Source organism: Pseudomonas sp. SDO5522_S412 (assembly GCF_054071215.1).
This window is the reverse complement of the sequence record NZ_JBSVWQ010000024.1, coordinates 1-14465: the sequence shown is the minus strand read 5'-3', so window position 1 is coordinate 14465 and position 14465 is coordinate 1. Positions and strand designations below refer to the sequence as shown.

The 14465-nt window shown below is 61.9% G+C and carries 15 protein-coding genes; 7 read left to right on the top strand and 8 right to left on the bottom strand.

All coding sequences use genetic code 11. The annotated features are described in order from the left end of the window. A complete protein-coding gene (locus ACW9I6_RS08200) occupies positions 1-1113 on the bottom strand; it encodes an efflux RND transporter periplasmic adaptor subunit (protein WP_177123014.1) in 1113 nt (370 codons plus the stop codon). Between the two features lie 18 nt (positions 1114-1131). Then, positions 1132-2355, bottom strand: a complete 1224-nt coding sequence (locus ACW9I6_RS08195; RefSeq protein WP_457339157.1) for a TolC family protein — start codon at positions 2353-2355, stop codon at positions 1132-1134. Positions 2356-2516: 161 nt separating this feature from the next. Between ACW9I6_RS08195 and ACW9I6_RS08190 the strand changes: the two genes are divergently transcribed. After that, positions 2517-3191: a heavy metal response regulator transcription factor gene (locus ACW9I6_RS08190; RefSeq protein ID WP_457339156.1), complete on the top strand. Its 675-nt coding sequence runs from the start codon at positions 2517-2519 to the stop codon at positions 3189-3191. Between the two features lie 3 nt (positions 3192-3194). On the opposite strand, the gene ACW9I6_RS08185 is transcribed toward ACW9I6_RS08190, so the two are convergent. Further along, the gene (locus tag ACW9I6_RS08185; protein WP_457339155.1) at positions 3195-4100 is read right to left on the bottom strand and encodes a cation diffusion facilitator family transporter; all 906 of its coding nucleotides are present in this window, start codon (positions 4098-4100) and stop codon (positions 3195-3197) included. Between the two features lie 217 nt (positions 4101-4317). On the opposite strand from ACW9I6_RS08185, the gene ACW9I6_RS08180 reads away from it, so the two are divergent. Then, complete coding sequence (locus ACW9I6_RS08180) at positions 4318-5688, top strand: GntT/GntP/DsdX family permease (protein ID WP_008437508.1); 1371 nt, start codon at positions 4318-4320, stop codon at positions 5686-5688. Between the two features lie 105 nt (positions 5689-5793). On the opposite strand, the gene ACW9I6_RS08175 is transcribed toward ACW9I6_RS08180, so the two are convergent. Beyond that, positions 5794-7077, bottom strand: coding sequence for an MFS transporter (locus ACW9I6_RS08175; RefSeq protein WP_307516465.1), 1284 nt, complete (start codon positions 7075-7077; stop codon positions 5794-5796). Positions 7078-7266: 189 nt separating this feature from the next. Between ACW9I6_RS08175 and ACW9I6_RS08170 the strand changes: the two genes are divergently transcribed. Beyond that, positions 7267-8685 carry a short-chain fatty acid transporter gene (locus ACW9I6_RS08170; RefSeq protein WP_008437512.1) on the top strand — a complete coding sequence of 473 codons (1419 nt, stop codon included), beginning with the start codon at positions 7267-7269 and terminating at the stop codon, positions 8683-8685. Between the two features lie 23 nt (positions 8686-8708). Here ACW9I6_RS08170 and ACW9I6_RS08165 read toward each other — a convergent pair whose 3' ends face one another. The 3 genes from ACW9I6_RS08165 to ACW9I6_RS08155 are packed head-to-tail and all read right to left on the bottom strand — an operon-like array spanning position 8709 to position 9339. Further along, the gene (locus ACW9I6_RS08165) at positions 8709-8924 is read right to left on the bottom strand and encodes a HepT-like ribonuclease domain-containing protein (RefSeq protein WP_457339154.1); all 216 of its coding nucleotides are present in this window, start codon (positions 8922-8924) and stop codon (positions 8709-8711) included. 2 nt (positions 8925-8926) lie between these two features. Next, entirely contained in the window at positions 8927-9052 is a 126-nt protein-coding gene (locus ACW9I6_RS08160) for a hypothetical protein (protein ID WP_445262613.1), read from the bottom strand. Next, the gene (locus ACW9I6_RS08155) at positions 9049-9339 is read right to left on the bottom strand and encodes a nucleotidyltransferase family protein (protein ID WP_457339153.1); all 291 of its coding nucleotides are present in this window, start codon (positions 9337-9339) and stop codon (positions 9049-9051) included. Before ACW9I6_RS08155 ends, ACW9I6_RS08160 begins: the two co-directional genes overlap by 4 nt. Positions 9340-9498: 159 nt before the next feature. Here ACW9I6_RS08155 and acpA point away from each other — a divergent pair, with 159 nt between their 5' ends. The 3 genes from acpA to ACW9I6_RS08140 all read left to right on the top strand — a co-directional run bounded on the left by acpA (position 9499) and on the right by ACW9I6_RS08140 (position 13187). Then, a complete protein-coding gene (gene acpA, locus ACW9I6_RS08150) occupies positions 9499-11199 on the top strand; it encodes an acid phosphatase (RefSeq protein WP_008437519.1) in 1701 nt (566 codons plus the stop codon). 122 nt (positions 11200-11321) lie between these two features. After that, positions 11322-12491 (top strand): hypothetical protein, encoded by a 1170-nt coding sequence (locus ACW9I6_RS08145; RefSeq protein WP_177047080.1) that lies wholly within the window; start codon positions 11322-11324, stop codon positions 12489-12491. Between the two features lie 171 nt (positions 12492-12662). Then, positions 12663-13187, top strand: coding sequence for an SET domain-containing protein-lysine N-methyltransferase (locus tag ACW9I6_RS08140; protein WP_457339152.1), 525 nt, complete (start codon positions 12663-12665; stop codon positions 13185-13187). Here the strand turns inward: ACW9I6_RS08140 and can are convergent. Then, the gene (gene can, locus ACW9I6_RS08135; RefSeq protein ID WP_003214385.1) at positions 13184-13828 is read right to left on the bottom strand and encodes a carbonate dehydratase; all 645 of its coding nucleotides are present in this window, start codon (positions 13826-13828) and stop codon (positions 13184-13186) included. The two genes, ACW9I6_RS08140 and can, sit on opposite strands and share 4 nt — an antisense overlap. A 150-nt stretch (positions 13829-13978) precedes the next feature. Between can and ACW9I6_RS08130 the strand changes: the two genes are divergently transcribed. Beyond that, positions 13979-14383, top strand: a complete 405-nt coding sequence (locus ACW9I6_RS08130; protein ID WP_457339151.1) for a serine kinase/phosphatase — start codon at positions 13979-13981, stop codon at positions 14381-14383. Positions 14384-14465: the final 82 nt, after the last annotated feature.

Sequence of the window (14465 nt, the reverse complement as noted above, 5' to 3'; positions counted from 1 at the left end):
TCAATGGGCGTGCTCGGCCGAGGCCTTGCCCAACTCGGACTTGAGGATGAAGCTGCCGACGGTGGCCACCTGCGCGCCGGCGTCGAGGCCCTGGCGCACTTCGACGAAACCGTTTTCGCTGACGCCCAGTTCGATATGCCGGGTCATGAAGCCGTCGCTGGTGCGCACGAACACCGAGGGTTTGTCCTCGACGGTCTGGATCGCTTCCTGGGGGACGGTGACCTTGGCCGGGTAGGTGTCGGTGGCGACCTGCACGGAAACGAACAGCCCTGGACGCCACGAAGCGTCGGGGTTCGGCACCGTGACGCGCACGGTGGCCGTGCGCGTCTGCTCCCCCAGCAAGTTGCCGACATAGGCCACGGTACCGAGCACTTCGGTGCCCATTTCCGAGGACGTGACCTTCACCGGTTTGCCGACCCGGACCTTGTTCAAATCCTTGGGGAACACGCCGAAGGTCACCCACACCTGGGACAGGTCCGACAGGGTGAAGGCGTTGCTGGTCTCGCTCACCACTTCGCCGACACCCAGGTGTTTTTCCACTACTACGCCGTCGAACGGCGCCCGCAGTTCGTAGCGATTGCCGCCGACCAATACAGCGCTGCCGCTCAGGGCGTTCATCTTTTGCCGGGCATTGTTCAGGGCGATTTCGGCCTCTTGCAGCGCCTGGCGCGCCAGCAGGTAATCCTGTTCGGCGGAGATCCTGTCCTGCCACAACTGGCGCTCGCGCTGGAAGGTGGTGCGGGCCAGTACCACCCGGCGCTCACTGGCCGCCAGTTCACTGCGCTGATCGGAAATCTGCTGGCTGGCGATCACTGCCAGCAGCTCGCCCTTCTTCACCGATTGGCCGAGGTTGACCTGCACCGACTCCACCACGCCGGCAGCACGCGGCACGATGTGGGAGGTGCGGTCTTCGTCGAAACGCACCTCGCCCGGCAGCGAAAGCACAGTGCTGATCTGCCGGGATTGCGCCGGGGCCAGTTGAATACCGGCGGCCTGGACCTGCTGTTCGGTCAGCTCGATCTTGCCTTCCTCTTCCGCCTCTGCCGCACCGCTGATGGCCGGCCACGCCAGCATCAGTGCAACGGCCAGCGCCATCCTGTGTTTGTTGTTCATGGAACGCTCCTGAAAAAATCAAAACCGGGCGAGGTCGCCGTAAATTCGTTCGATGCGCACCCAGGCTTCGGTGGCCTGGGCGGTCGCCGCGAGGTATTGGGTGCGGGCCGCAATCAAGGTGCGCTGGGCGTCGAGTACGTCGAGGAAGTTGAACTTGCCCATCTCGAAACCGCGGGTGGCGCTGTCCACCGCGCTTTGGGCGGCGGGCAGGATCTGTTGGTTGAACGAGCGCACTTCGGTATTCGCGGTTTGCCAAAGGTCCAGGGCCTGGCGGGTTTCGGTGCGCAGGCGCAGTTCGGCAGCGTTGCGCAGGTCGCGGGCCTGGTCGGCGCGGCGACTCGCGGCCAGCACGTTGCCCTGGTTGCGGTTGAACAGCGGGATCGGCATCGACACGCCCACCACGTTGACCCGCTCGCGCACGCTGGCGTCGTATTGGCTGCCGATGGACACGTCGAGGTCGGGAATGCGCTGGGCTTTTTCCAGGCCCAGGGCCGCTTCGCCCTGGACGATTTGCAGCTCGGCCAGGCGCAGTTCGGCGGTCTGTTCCAGGCGCGCCAGCAGCTGCGCGGGCGACGGTAATGCCGGGGCGGCCTGGGCTTGGGTGGCGACGGCCTGGAAATCGGTGCTGGCCGCGCCAGTACTGGCCGCGAGGCGCCGGTAGGCATCGCTCAGGCCCATCTGCGCGCGGTTGAATTCCAGGCGGATTTCCGAGAGTTGCACCTGGGCGCGGGTGGCTTCCACCGGGGACGTTTTGCCGGCGGTGACGCGACCATTGGCCACCACCAGGCCGCGCTCGGCCAATGCCAATGAGCGCTGGGCCAGGTCGAGGCGTTCCTGGGCGCGAAGTGCACCGTAGTAACCGTCGATGACCTCCGCTCGCAGATCGTTGCGGCGCTGTTCCAGGGTGAGTGCGGCCGCCTCCTGGGCACGGGTGGCGACGTCAATCCGGGCGCCGCGCTTGCCACCCAGTTCCAGGGTTTGGCTCAGTTTTACGGTGGTGGTGCGCGAGTTGCGGCGGGTGTCTTCGGCATCCCAGGAGGCCACCGGATTCGGGATCAAACCGGCCTGCTGGCGACCGCCTTGGGCGATGTCGATTTCCCACTGCGCAGCGGCCATGTCGGGGTTGTTGGCGAAGGCGGTTTGCAGGGCCGATTCGAGGGTCAGGGTTTGCGCGTTTGCGCCCTGGACCGTCATCAGCAACAGCACCGAAGCGCCGATAAACGTGCGGACAAAAGTTGGCATAACAAGAGTTCCATGCCCATGAATTAACAGGTGGGCAATGTAACTTTCGGTACTTATCAGAGGAGTGGCCAGAACATTACAAATCCGTTAGCAACGGCTCTGGCGCGGGCTTTTGCTTTAAGCTCCGGGCAACTTTTCCACTGCCCAGCGGGATCCTCGACATGCGTATTCTGGTTATCGAAGACGAACCTAAAACCGCCGATTATCTACACCAGGGATTGAGCGAAAGTGGCTATATCGTCGACTGTGCCGCCACCGGCGCCGACGGCCTGCATTTGTCTCGCCAGCACGCCTACGACCTGGTGATGCTCGACGTGAATTTGCCGTTGATGGATGGCTGGGGCGTGCTGCAACGCATCCGCCAGAACAGCAGCACCCGCATCATGATGCTGACCGCCCAGGGCCGCCTCGCCGACCGGATCAAGGGCCTGGACCTGGGCGCCGATGATTACCTGGTCAAGCCGTTTGAGTTCCCCGAATTACTCGCGCGGGTGCGCACCTTGATGCGCCGCAGCGTGCATTCGCCGGTGCCGGATGTGTTGCGGGTGGCCGACCTGGAATTGGATCAGGGCCGCCACCGGGCGTTTCGCGGTTTGCAGCGCATCGACCTGACCACCAAGGAGTTCGCCCTGCTGCACCTGCTGATGCGCCAGAGCGGCGTGGTGCTGTCGCGCACGCAAATTATCTCGTTCGTGTGGGACATGAACTTTGATTGCGACACCAATGTGGTGGAAGTGTCGATCCGCCGCCTGCGGGCAAAGATTGATGACCCGTTCGAGCGCAAGTTGATCCATACCCTGCGCGGCGTGGGTTATGTGCTGGAAGACCGTGAGTGACGGTCAGGCATGCACCTCGTCATGCTCGTCATGCTGAAAACCTTCGCCCTCGATCTGGATCGTGGCGTGGGAAATATCGAATTGCTCATGCAGTAACTCCGTCACCTGGCTGAGGATCTGTTGCTCGGTGCCTTGCGCCGAATCCGCCACCAGATGAGTACTCAGCACATTTTTGCCGCTGGTGAGGGCCCAGATATGCAGATCATGCACGTCCTTGACCCCGGGAACGCCGCGAATCGCCTGCTCCACCTTGTCGATATCAATGCCATCCGGCACGCCTTGCAGCAGCACGTTCATGCTTTCCTTGAGCAGCGTCCAGGTGCGGGGCAACACCCAGAAGCCAATCGCCGCCGCCACCACCGAATCCACCCAGCCCCAGCCGGTGTACATGATCACCAACGCCGCGATGATCACGCCGATGGAGCCGAGCATGTCGCTCCAGACCTCCAGGTAAGCGCCCTTCACATTCAGGCTTTCGCCGCTGGCCGCACTCAGCAATCGCATGGAAATCAGGTTGACCACCAGCCCCAGCACCGCGATCACCAGCATGCCAGTGGACTGGATCTCAGCGGGCGCCTGCAAGCGTTGATACGCCTCATACAGGATGTAGAACGCCACGCCGAACAGCAGCAGCGCATTAAACGCTGCCGCCAGGATCTCGAAACGCGCATAGCCGAAGGTGCGCTTGCGGTCGGCGGCGCGCTTGGCGACCTGGATCGCCACCAGGGAAATCCCTAGCGCCAGGGCGTCGGTCATCATGTGCGCGGCATCGGACAACAGCGCCAGGCTGCCGGTGATAAAGGCGCCGATCACCTCGGCGATCATAAAGCTGCCGGTCAGTGCCAATGCGATCCATAACAGCCGTTCGTGGCCGGCGCGTACCTGGGCGTGGCTGTGTCCTGCGCTCATGAAATATCCTCGTGGGTGGTCGTCCGGTTGATCATAGAGCTATAGGCCAAAACCACCGGCACGAGTTGCAAAATTGTCATCTCGCCGTCAGCTGAGCGTTAAGCCATACGCACCAAAATTGAACATGAACGCTCTGGAACCGTTGTATCAGGTATGCTTTTCGAGCAGGAAACAAAAAGAAACATATTAGCCAACCTGTTCGATAAGGAGTCCCGTTTTGGAGTTATCGACTGCCGCGTGGATGGTTCACGACACCCGCCTCATGTTCTGCGTATTACTGGCCATCGCCAGCATCATTGTGTTGATCAGCGCGACCAAGCTGCCGCCCTTCCTGTCGATCCTGATCGGTACGTTTATCGCCGGTGTCGGCGCGGGCTTGCCGCCGGAAGAAGTGGCCAAGGCCTTCAGCAAAGGCGCCGGGGCGATTCTCGGTGAAGCCGGGATCATCATTGCCCTGGGCTCGATGCTCGGCGCGTTGATGGCCGAATCCGGCGCTGCCGATCGTATCGCCACCACCCTGCTGGGGTTGGGTAAAGGCAAGTCATTGCCGTGGGTGATGGCGCTGGTGGCGATGGTGATTGGCCTGCCGCTGTTCTTCGAAGTGGGCCTGGTGATGATGGTGCCGATCATCTTCGTGATGGCCAAGCGTTCGAACCAGCCGCTGCTGAAAATCGCAATTCCGGCGCTGGCGGGGATGACCACCCTGCACGCCTTGATGCCACCGCATCCGGGGCCGCTGATTGCGGTCAGCGCGTTGCACGCCGACCTGGGCCTGACCATGTTGCTGGGCTTCTGCCTGGCGGTACCGGCCGTGATTCTGGCCGGCCCGTTGTACGGCAACTGGCTGTCCAAGCGCATGCACGTGGATGAGCCGGCCGACATTGGCGCGCTGTTCAGTGCTCCGCCCAAGGCGCCGCGCCAGCCGAGTTTTGGTGTGTCGCTGCTGATCATCCTGTTGCCGGTGATCCTGATGCTCGGCAGCACCCTGGCCAAGGTTGCCATGTCGCCGGAAAGCCCGGTGGCACTGACCTTGAAGTTCCTCGGTGAGCCGTTGATCGCGCTGGGCCTGGCGGTGATTGCCGCGGTGATTTGCCTGGGCTGGGCCAGCGGCATGCCGCGGGCCGATGTCGGCAACACCCTGCGCAAGGCGCTGGCGCCGATCGCGGTGCTGCTGCTGACCATCGGCGCCGGTGGCGGGTTGAAGCAAACCCTGCTGGATGCCGGCGTGAGCCAGACCATCAGCAAGGTGGCCGAAGGCGCGCACATGCCGTACCTGTTGCTGGCCTGGTTGATTGCGGTGGCGCTGCGTCAGGCCACGGGGTCGGCGACCGTCGCCACCACGACAACGGCGGGCATCCTCGCGCCGATGATGGCGGGATTGGCGGCGACGCAAAGCTCACTGGTCGCCCTGGCGATTGGTGCCGGCTCGGTGTTCTTCTGCCACGTCAACGATGCCGGCTTCTGGATGGTGCGCGAATACTTCGGCTTGCAGCTGAAGCAGACGATCTGGGTGTGGTCGGTGTTGCAGACCATTGTGTCGGTGGTGGGCCTGGTGGGCACGCTGCTGATGTGGCACTTCCTGACGTAATGATCGTTCCCACGCTCCGCGTGGGAATGCATCCGTGACGCTCCGCGTTACACGAGCGGACGCGGAGCGTCCAGGGAGGCATTCCCACGCAGAGCGTGGGAACGATCAGGTGGGTAGGCGCGTGCCAAAATGCGCCGCACTCACTGCGCCCACCGCGCCCATTACCACGCAATACCCCACGCAGATCCACGGGCTGGTCGGCATCAACGCGATCAACATCAGCGGCGTGGTACTCGCCCACAGCGCATAGGCAATGTTGTAGGTGAAGGAAATCCCCGAGACGCGCACCTGCGCCGGGAACAGGTTGACCATCACCGACGGCACCGCGCCCACCACCCCGCAACTCAAGCCGGCAATTGCATACGCTGCGCCCAGCCACACGCCACCGGCAATCAGGCTCGCATAGAGCACGGCAATCCCCACCGGCAGCAGCAGGCTATAGACCAACACCGCACGCCAGGCGCCGATGCGGTCCACCAGCAGCCCGGCCAACACGCAACCGATATTCAGGAACACGATGCCCAACGCGCTCAGGGCGAAGGTGTGGCTGGGGCTCATGCCGAAGGTTTTCTGCATCATGGTCGGGGTGATCACCACCAGTACGACGACGGCCGAGGTGAGCACGCAGGTGAGGATCATCGCCGGCAGCAGCGCGCTGCGATGTTCCCGCAGGACGGTACGCAGCGGCAGTTCGGCGCCGGCCTGGCGACGGGCCTGCATTTGCAGGAACACCGGGGTTTCGCTGAGCCAGCGCCGCAGCCAGACACCGATCACGCCGAACACGCCGCCGAGCAGGAACGGGAAGCGCCAGGCGTAGTCGAGGATTTCGGCCGGGGTGAAGACTTGCGCCAGCAGCGTCGCCGTCAGCGCGCCGAGCAGGTAGCCGAAGGTCAGCCCGGCCTGGAGGAAGCCCAGAGCATAACCACGATGGTTGTCCGGAGCGTGTTCGGCGACAAACACCCAGGCGCTGGGCACTTCCCCGCCCACTGCCGCACCCTGGAGGATGCGCAGCGCCAGCAGGATCAACGGTGCGAAATAACCGATGTGTGCGTAGGTGGGCATGATGCCGATCAGCAGGCACGGCAGCGCCATCATCAGGATGCTCAGGCTGAACACCCGTTTGCGCCCCAGGTGATCGGCGAAGTGCGCCATCAGGATTCCGCCCAGCGGGCGTGCCAGGTAGCCCGTGACGAAGATGCCGAAGCTTTGCAGCAGGCGCAGCCACTCGGGCATTTCCGGCGGGAAAAACAGCTGGCTGAGGGTGAGCGCGAAAAATACGAAGATGATGAAGTCGTAGATTTCCAGGGCCCCGCCCAGGGCGGCCAGGCCCAGGGTTTTGTAGTCGGAGCGGGAGAAACGCTGCGCCTGTGGATAAGAGGTGGCAGTCATGGAAAAGCTCGGCAGGCAAACGAAATGGACTGCAGGTTATGAGCTGGGCCGAGTGATGGCAATCACGCTGGATATATTTGCTTTACTCATTGATCAATGAAGATAACTACATTCCCAAATGAATAGCCGTAGAGGAACATGCAGCAAAACTGCCGCCCCCCATAATAAATACAAATAGAGGTACTGAACGTGGCCGATGCTATCGAAGACAGCCGCTACGCCCGATTCGCCCTGCGTTGTTCAAACTTCGCCGAGCGCTGGTTCCCTGACTCCTGGGTGTTTGCCGCCCTCGCCGTGATCATTGTCGCCGTGGCGACCCTGGGCATGGGCGCCGCGCCGACCGAGGCCGCCAAGGCGTTTGGTGACGGTTTCTGGAGTTTGATCCCGTTCACCATGCAAATGGCCTTTGTGGTGATTGGCGGTTACGTGGTCGCCAGCTCCCCGCCCGCCGTAAAGTTGATCGACCGCCTGGCGCGCATCCCGAAGAACGGCCGTTCTGCCGTGGCCTGGGTGGCGCTGATTTCGATGGTCGCCTCGTTGCTCAACTGGGGCCTGTCCCTGGTGTTCGGTGGTTTGCTGGTGCGTGCGCTGGCCCGGCGTACGGATTTGCGCATGGATTACCGCGCGGCCGGTGCTGCGGCCTACCTCGGCCTGGGTGCCGTTTGGGCGCTGGGGCTGTCGTCGTCGGCGGCGCAGTTGCAGGCCAACCCGGCCAGTTTGCCGCCGTCGATCCTGTCGATCACCGGGATGATCCCGTTCACCGACACCATCTTTCTGTGGCAGTCCGGCGTGCTGTTGCTGGCGCTGATCGTGGTGTCGCTGATCATCGCCTACGCCACCGCGCCCGGGCCGAACTCCGCCCGTGACGCCAAGGCTTGCGGTATCGACCCGGCCTTCAACATGCCCAAGCCGCAACCGCCGACCCGTCCGGGCGAGTGGCTGGAGCACAGCCCGTTGCTGACCATCCTGCTGGCGTTGCTGGCCGCCGGTTGGTTGTTCCATGAATTCTCGACCAAGCCGGCGATCAGCGCGATCTCAGGGCTGAACACCTATAACTTCCTGTTCCTGATGGTCGGTGCCCTACTGCACTGGCGTCCGCGCAGTTTTCTCGATGCGGTGGCCCGTGCGGTACCCACCACCACCGGGGTGCTGATCCAGTTCCCGCTGTATGGCTCGATTGCCGCGCTGATGACCGTGGTGAAAGGCAGTGACGGCGCGACCCTGGCGCACCATATCTCGACCTTCTTCACCTCGATTGCGTCCCACGACACCTACGCGCTGTTGATGGGCGTGTACTCGGCGGTGCTGGGCTTCTTTATCCCGTCGGGCGGCGGCAAGTGGATCATCGAGGCGCCGTACGTGATGCAGGTCGCCAACGACCTGGAATATCACCTGGGCTGGGCGGTGCAGATCTACAACGCCGCCGAAGCGCTGCCTAACCTGATCAACCCGTTCTATATGCTGCCGCTGCTGGGCGTGCTGGGGTTGAAGGCGCGGGACTTGATCGGTTTTTCGTTTGTGCAGCTGCTGGTGCATACGCCGCTGGTGTTGTTCCTGCTGTGGGCGTTGGGCACGACGCTTAAATATTTGCCGCCGGTGATGCCTTAATTATCTGAAGCTGCACCCGCTCTTCAGGCGGGTGCGGCTGGCAGGTTGTTCAGCAGCTCAGGTAGCGCGTGCTGAACCGTGTCCCATACCACTTCAAGATTTATGTCGAAGTAACCATGGGCAATCCGGTTGCGCATCCCGCGCATACTGCGCAAAGGCACCTGCGGTTGGGCGGCTGCAAACTCTGGATGTTGATCCATTATTTTGGTCGACGCTTCGCCGATGATGATCAAACTCATGATCACGGCTTGTTGGGTACGCTTGTCTTCAAAAAACTCAGGTTGCTCACCCCTTCGACAAAGGTGATCGCGTCGGACGATGCCTGGCGCATGTGCTCCAGGTAGTCGCCAATCCGATTTGAGATCATACGGGCCGGGCCTCAGCCAAGACTTGAGCACGAAACTTCAGAGGCAGATCGCCAGGCGTCAGCAAATCGACGTTTACCCCGAGCAAGTCTTCCAACTCCACCTGCAGCCCACCAAGGTCAAAAAGGGTCGCTCCCGGTAGCGCATCAACCAGTAAATCGAGATCACTGCCGTCTTTATCAGTCCCCAACAAAACGGACCCAAACACCCCTGGGTTGGAGGTATGGAAACGTCCTACTACTTCACGCACGGCAGCCCTCTTGAGATCCAGGGCAGTTGAAGGTTTCATGGGGCACCTCTGCGGTATGCAATATCGGGCCAGTCTAGCAGTGCTTGGGATCAGGAAGCATGCCCACATGATCACACCGCTGTCTTCTTTCCGTCACATTCCATTGCTACCGTTCCGGCGAAACATATTGCAACAACTAACCTGCATGGACTCCCCGCAATGAGCGACGAGCACAAAGACCGCCCTTCCCAAGACATTGAAGCCAAACCGCCAGTCGACACCAGCCGGCGGCGCTTCCTGGGAGGCGCGGCCGTGCTGGGCGTGGGTGCGACCCTGAGTGCCTGCGGCAATACCAGCGAGGCACCCGGCAAGCCGGTGGATCGCCCGCTGACGCCGCAAGAGCTGGACAAGGCCTTGCACGAACAGGTTAAAACCGTGGTGGTGATCTACGCCGAAAACCGCAGCTTCAACAACCTGTTTGCGGATTTCCCCGGGGTCGAGAAACCATTGTCGGCCCTCGCCCCTGCGGACTATCAGCAGCGCGACCGCGACGGCAGCCTGCTGAGCACCCTGCCCCCGACCTGGGGCGGCGTGTTGCAAATCGGCCCGCAGACCGTCGATGGCGTGACCTACCCCAGCGAAGTGCAATACCAGGAAAACCTGCCTAACGCCCCCTACGCCTTGAAGGGCCCGAACGGCGAAGACCAGCCCCTGAGCCTGGTCACCCGGGATTTGTGGCACGTGTTCTATCAGAACCAGATGCAGATCAATGGCGGTAAAAACGATGCGTTCGTCGCCTGGGGCGACTCCGGCGGCCTGCTGATGGGCCATTACGCCCAGAGCCGTTACGCCCTGCGCTTGTGGGACGTGGCGAAGGAGTTTGTGCTCTGCGATAACTTCTTCCAGGGCGCGTTTGGCGGCTCGTTCCTCAACCACCAATACCTGATCAGCGCCACCCCCCCGGTGTACCCAAACGCTGCGCAATCGGTGGCCAAGGCACAGATCGCCACGCTGCAAAGCGACGACCCGACCGACCCGCGCCTCAAGCCTCTGGACAAGTCCCCGGCCAGCGCCATGACCGGCCCGCCGCAATTCGGCCCCAGCGCACTGACCCCGGACGGTTTCGGCGTGAACACCCTGGCCCCGCCTTACTGGCCTACCTGGATTCGCGACCCCGAGCGCCCGGATTACTCCAAGCCCGACTTGCCTAACGTGCTGGTGCCACAAACCCACGAGCACATCGGCGACAAACTGTCGAAAAAGAACGTCGACTGGGCCTGGTACGCCGGTGCGTGGCAAGCAACGCTGGATCAGTTCAAGGACTCGGGCGGCATTCCGAAGATTCCGAACTTCCAGTACCACCACCAGCCCTTCAACTACTTCAAGCAGCAAGGCCCGGAAAACCCGGCTGAGCGCAATAAACGCCTGCGCGATGGCGGCCTGGGGGATGACGCCAGCACCAACAAGTTCTTCGCCGATGCCCAGGCCGGCAAGCTGCCTGCGGTGACCTTCTACAAACCCCAGGGCAACCTGAATATGCACGCCGGTTACGCCGACGTCGCTTCGGGCGACCGGCATATCACCCGCGCCTTGAAGGTGCTGCAGGAAAGCCCGCAGTGGAAGAACATGGTGGTGATCGTCACCGTCGATGAAAACGGCGGCTGGTGGGACCACGTTGCACCGCCAAAAGGCGATCGTTGGGGCCCGGGCACGCGGATTCCGGCACTGGTGGTCTCGCCGTTCGCGCGCAAGGGCACGGTGGACCATACCGTCTACGACACCGCGTCGATCCTGCGTCTGATCACCCGGGTGTTCCAGCTGGAAACCCTCGACGGGCTCAAGCAGCGTGACGATGCCATGACCGCGCGCGGCCAGAAACCCATGGGTGACCTGACCAACGCCCTGCACTTCAAGGTGTAGACGCACTTGCTCAAAAGCGACAAGCGCGCAGTTTTTCTACGCGCTTTTCCCGGTCAACCGCTACTGTGTGAGGGTGGGCATTCACCCCGCGCAGACGGGCTTTCGCTGACAGGGAACCATCCATGTTCAAACTCACCAGGTTGTCCTTCACCCTGGCCGCACTGACCTTGAGTGCGGTCGTACAGGCTGATATCACCGTACCGCTGGGTACCCCGCAACGGGTCACCCAGTTGTTCGCGTACCCGAACAATTGCAGCGTCATCTGTTTTCGTCCCTGGACGCTGGAACAGACCGTCGAGCACTACCTGAACCAGAGCCTGCAACGCGACGGTTACAGCCGGGGCAAAGTCAGCGTCAAAACCGAGCATGACCAGGTGCTGGCCACGTTCAGCGGTGTGCCAGACGGTTATGGCCAGCCGTTGACCACCTTGCTCGATACCGCCGACCTGGCTTACCAGGGCGCCAGCAAACTCAATGGCGATGGCAAGTGGCAGTTCAACTGGTACCTGTTCCTGCCGCTGGGCATGGCCCTGGAAAACCGCAAGAGCATCGAGCTGCTGCACTTCCCGCCGGATTATTCCCTGACCCACTTCCAGGACTACCTGGAGTCGGCCACCACCGACCGCTGGGCGACCTTGCTCACGGCCAATGGCATCCCGGCGACCCAGACGCCGGAATACCAGACCATCATCGACATCGCCCCGATCGCCGCCCCTGCCACGGCGGGCAAGGACCTGGAAGGTGTGTACGGTTACTTCACCGACTACCAGACCCGGATGGTCAAGGAGCTGAGCCAGCACGCGGGCGGCGCGTTGCCGATGGTGGCCTTCGGCGCGCCGGTGCGCAGCTGGATCAAGCAGCAATACGGGCAAACCGTTGCCGTACTGGGCCTGGCGCAAATCAGCCCGGCCGTCGGGAGCCAGGTCGCCGTACTGGGCGCCAATCACCCGAGCTACATCTGGTATGCCGCCAACCCCGACACCTATGACGGTGACGAGCAAAAGGCCGACGAGGCCGGTTTGAAGGTGATGGGCCAGGACTTGAGCGCCGCCTGCTGGCAGGCCTCGATGGGCCAGAAGCCCGCCAGCGATCCGAATGTACAGCTCAAAGGCTGCATGAACACTTGGCAGGTAACGCGCAAGGAGCAGACCTGCGAACTGTTCTACACCTCTATCCGCGAGCTGACGCCCGATCAAGCGAACGCCAAGTGTGCCCAGCCGGCGATCAAAACCCAGCTGAGGCAATTGAAAAGCGCCGTGCCAGAACCGGCGATTGAAGCACCGGCGCTCTGAAGCAGGCTGCAAGAAGGGCATTTTCCTACATAAAAGATAGCCAATTTCTACTGTCAGATTTGACAGTAGAAATTGGTTCCCACTTAAGCGAGTCTTGAGCCGCGCCCATCCGCTGCAAGACTGGCAGTCAAGACACCACCGGCAGGTCGATGCAGCCCCTCCTGGAGAGTCATGAAAACTCAAGCCATGGACAAGGCTAAAACCGCTGTGAGCAAGTGTCTTTACCCGTTCGCGACCGCCCTCGCCGAACACGGCTACCCCCGCGCTCGCGACTATGAAGTGGTGCGTACCCGAGACGGTTCAGGCGACGGGATCAAGACCCGCGTCGCCTTTGACCGCCGCCTGTGTATCGCCAGGGTGTCCGGCTACGCATTGAATGAGCGGCGCCTGCATACGGTGCAGATGTCCTCGCGTATCCACTTGTACGACCCTTGGTTCAGCGGCCTGCTTTCGCATTCATGCAACCCGAACGCGTTTCTCGACATGACATACCTGGAACTGTGGTCCGTTCAGCCCATTCCCGCTGGCGCCCTGCTGACCATGGATTACGCCCACACCGAGGACGTATTGTTCCGACAGTTTCGCTGCCAGTGCGGCGAGCTCAACTGTCGGGGCTGGATCACCGGCATGAAGGAGCCGTTGAATCCCGAGGGTCAGCAATTCATGGAGCAGTGGCGCGAACGCAAAAGCCCTTAGACCGCACCCAGCGGGCGCAGGCGGTATTGCGGCGGCAGTTGCTCGAAGCCACTGATGGTGGTGTTCAGGCTTTTCCAGCGGCCGTCCTTGATCCCGTAAATGCAGCCATGAACCGACAGGCTCTGCCCGCGGTGCCAAGCGTTCTGCACGATGCTGGTGTGGCCGACGTTGGCCACCTGCTGGATCACGTTCAGTTCGCACAGGCGGTCTACGCGTTCCTCTTCCGTGGGCAACTGGGCCAGTACGTCGCGGTTTTCGTAGTACAGGTCACGGATGGTGCGCAGCCAGCCGTCGATCAGGCCCAACTGGTTGTCCTGCATCGAGGCGCGTACGCCACCGCAGCCATAGTGGCCGGTCACCAGGATGTGTTTGACCTTGAGCACGTCGACTGCGTACTGGATCACCGACAGGCAATTGAGGTCGGTGTGCAATACCACGTTGGCCACGTTGCGGTGCACAAACAGGTCGCCAGGCAGCATGCCGACGATCTCGTTGGCCGGCACGCGGGCGTCGGAACAGCCGATCCACAGGTATTCCGGGGTTTGCTGGCGGGCGAGCTTGGCGAAGAATTCGGGATCTTCCTGTTTGATCGCATCCGCCCAGCGTTCGTTGTTATCAAGCAAGTCTTGTAGTTCGTTCATCAGGGAAAGCCTCAGGAATGATGCGCAGTTTTGACACTCGACCGCCCGTCCGGGTCACGCCAACAATAAAGATAGCCGGCGGCAATTTCTTGAATCTTGGGGAGCCATGCCTGTCCACACACTATAAGCCCCACAGTATGAGGAATCGCCATGACTGAATCACGACGTCCCTACGGCGCTACACAGCCGGAACCGATTGATGACAACGAAGATCGCATGGGCGAAATGCGCGAGCTGGATTTTGACAAGGAGGAGCCGACTGCGGAAATCGGCGAAGAAATTCCGCCTCGGGAGCGTGAGCACCTGATGCCCGACGAACGGGTGCGCGAAGCCGGGATGACCGGTGCTTCCACTGACGATCATGACTCAACCGATGATGACATGAGCCCGGAAACGCTGATCCATGAGGATGGCGCGCGGGATGCGCAGGAAGCAGGTGAAGACCATCCGGCGGATTACGATTTGAGTATCGTCGATGAAGACGAGATCGGCGGCGGCAATGGCCTGGATGAGGCCGAGTTGGCCGATATCGATCCAGTAGACGGCAACCGCTGACACCCTGCCGAACTGAACGTGGGAGCGGGCTTGCTCGCGAAGGCGGTGTGTCAGTCGTGACATCTGGCGATGGGGCCATCGC

Excerpts from the sequence above, each read along its gene's own strand:
- ACW9I6_RS08160 (WP_445262613.1), bottom strand. The coding sequence starts at position 9,052 with ATGATCTCAAATCGGATTGGCGACTACCTGGAGCACATGCGCCAGGCA.
- ACW9I6_RS08145 (WP_177047080.1), top strand. The coding sequence starts at position 11,322 with ATGTTCAAACTCACCAGGTTGTCCTTCACCCTGGCCGCACTGACCTTG.
- ACW9I6_RS08185 (WP_457339155.1), bottom strand. The coding sequence starts at position 4,100 with ATGAGCGCAGGACACAGCCACGCCCAGGTACGCGCCGGCCACGAACGG.
- ACW9I6_RS08140 (WP_457339152.1), top strand. The coding sequence starts at position 12,663 with ATGAAAACTCAAGCCATGGACAAGGCTAAAACCGCTGTGAGCAAGTGT.
- ACW9I6_RS08155 (WP_457339153.1), bottom strand. The coding sequence starts at position 9,339 with ATGAAACCTTCAACTGCCCTGGATCTCAAGAGGGCTGCCGTGCGTGAA.
- ACW9I6_RS08200 (WP_177123014.1), bottom strand. The coding sequence starts at position 1,113 with ATGAACAACAAACACAGGATGGCGCTGGCCGTTGCACTGATGCTGGCG.
- ACW9I6_RS08130 (WP_457339151.1), top strand. The coding sequence starts at position 13,979 with ATGACTGAATCACGACGTCCCTACGGCGCTACACAGCCGGAACCGATT.
- can (WP_003214385.1), bottom strand. The coding sequence starts at position 13,828 with ATGAACGAACTACAAGACTTGCTTGATAACAACGAACGCTGGGCGGAT.
- ACW9I6_RS08190 (WP_457339156.1), top strand. The coding sequence starts at position 2,517 with ATGCGTATTCTGGTTATCGAAGACGAACCTAAAACCGCCGATTATCTA.
- acpA (WP_008437519.1), top strand. The coding sequence starts at position 9,499 with ATGAGCGACGAGCACAAAGACCGCCCTTCCCAAGACATTGAAGCCAAA.
- ACW9I6_RS08165 (WP_457339154.1), bottom strand. The coding sequence starts at position 8,924 with ATGAGTTTGATCATCATCGGCGAAGCGTCGACCAAAATAATGGATCAA.
- ACW9I6_RS08195 (WP_457339157.1), bottom strand. The coding sequence starts at position 2,355 with ATGCCAACTTTTGTCCGCACGTTTATCGGCGCTTCGGTGCTGTTGCTG.
- ACW9I6_RS08175 (WP_307516465.1), bottom strand. The coding sequence starts at position 7,077 with ATGACTGCCACCTCTTATCCACAGGCGCAGCGTTTCTCCCGCTCCGAC.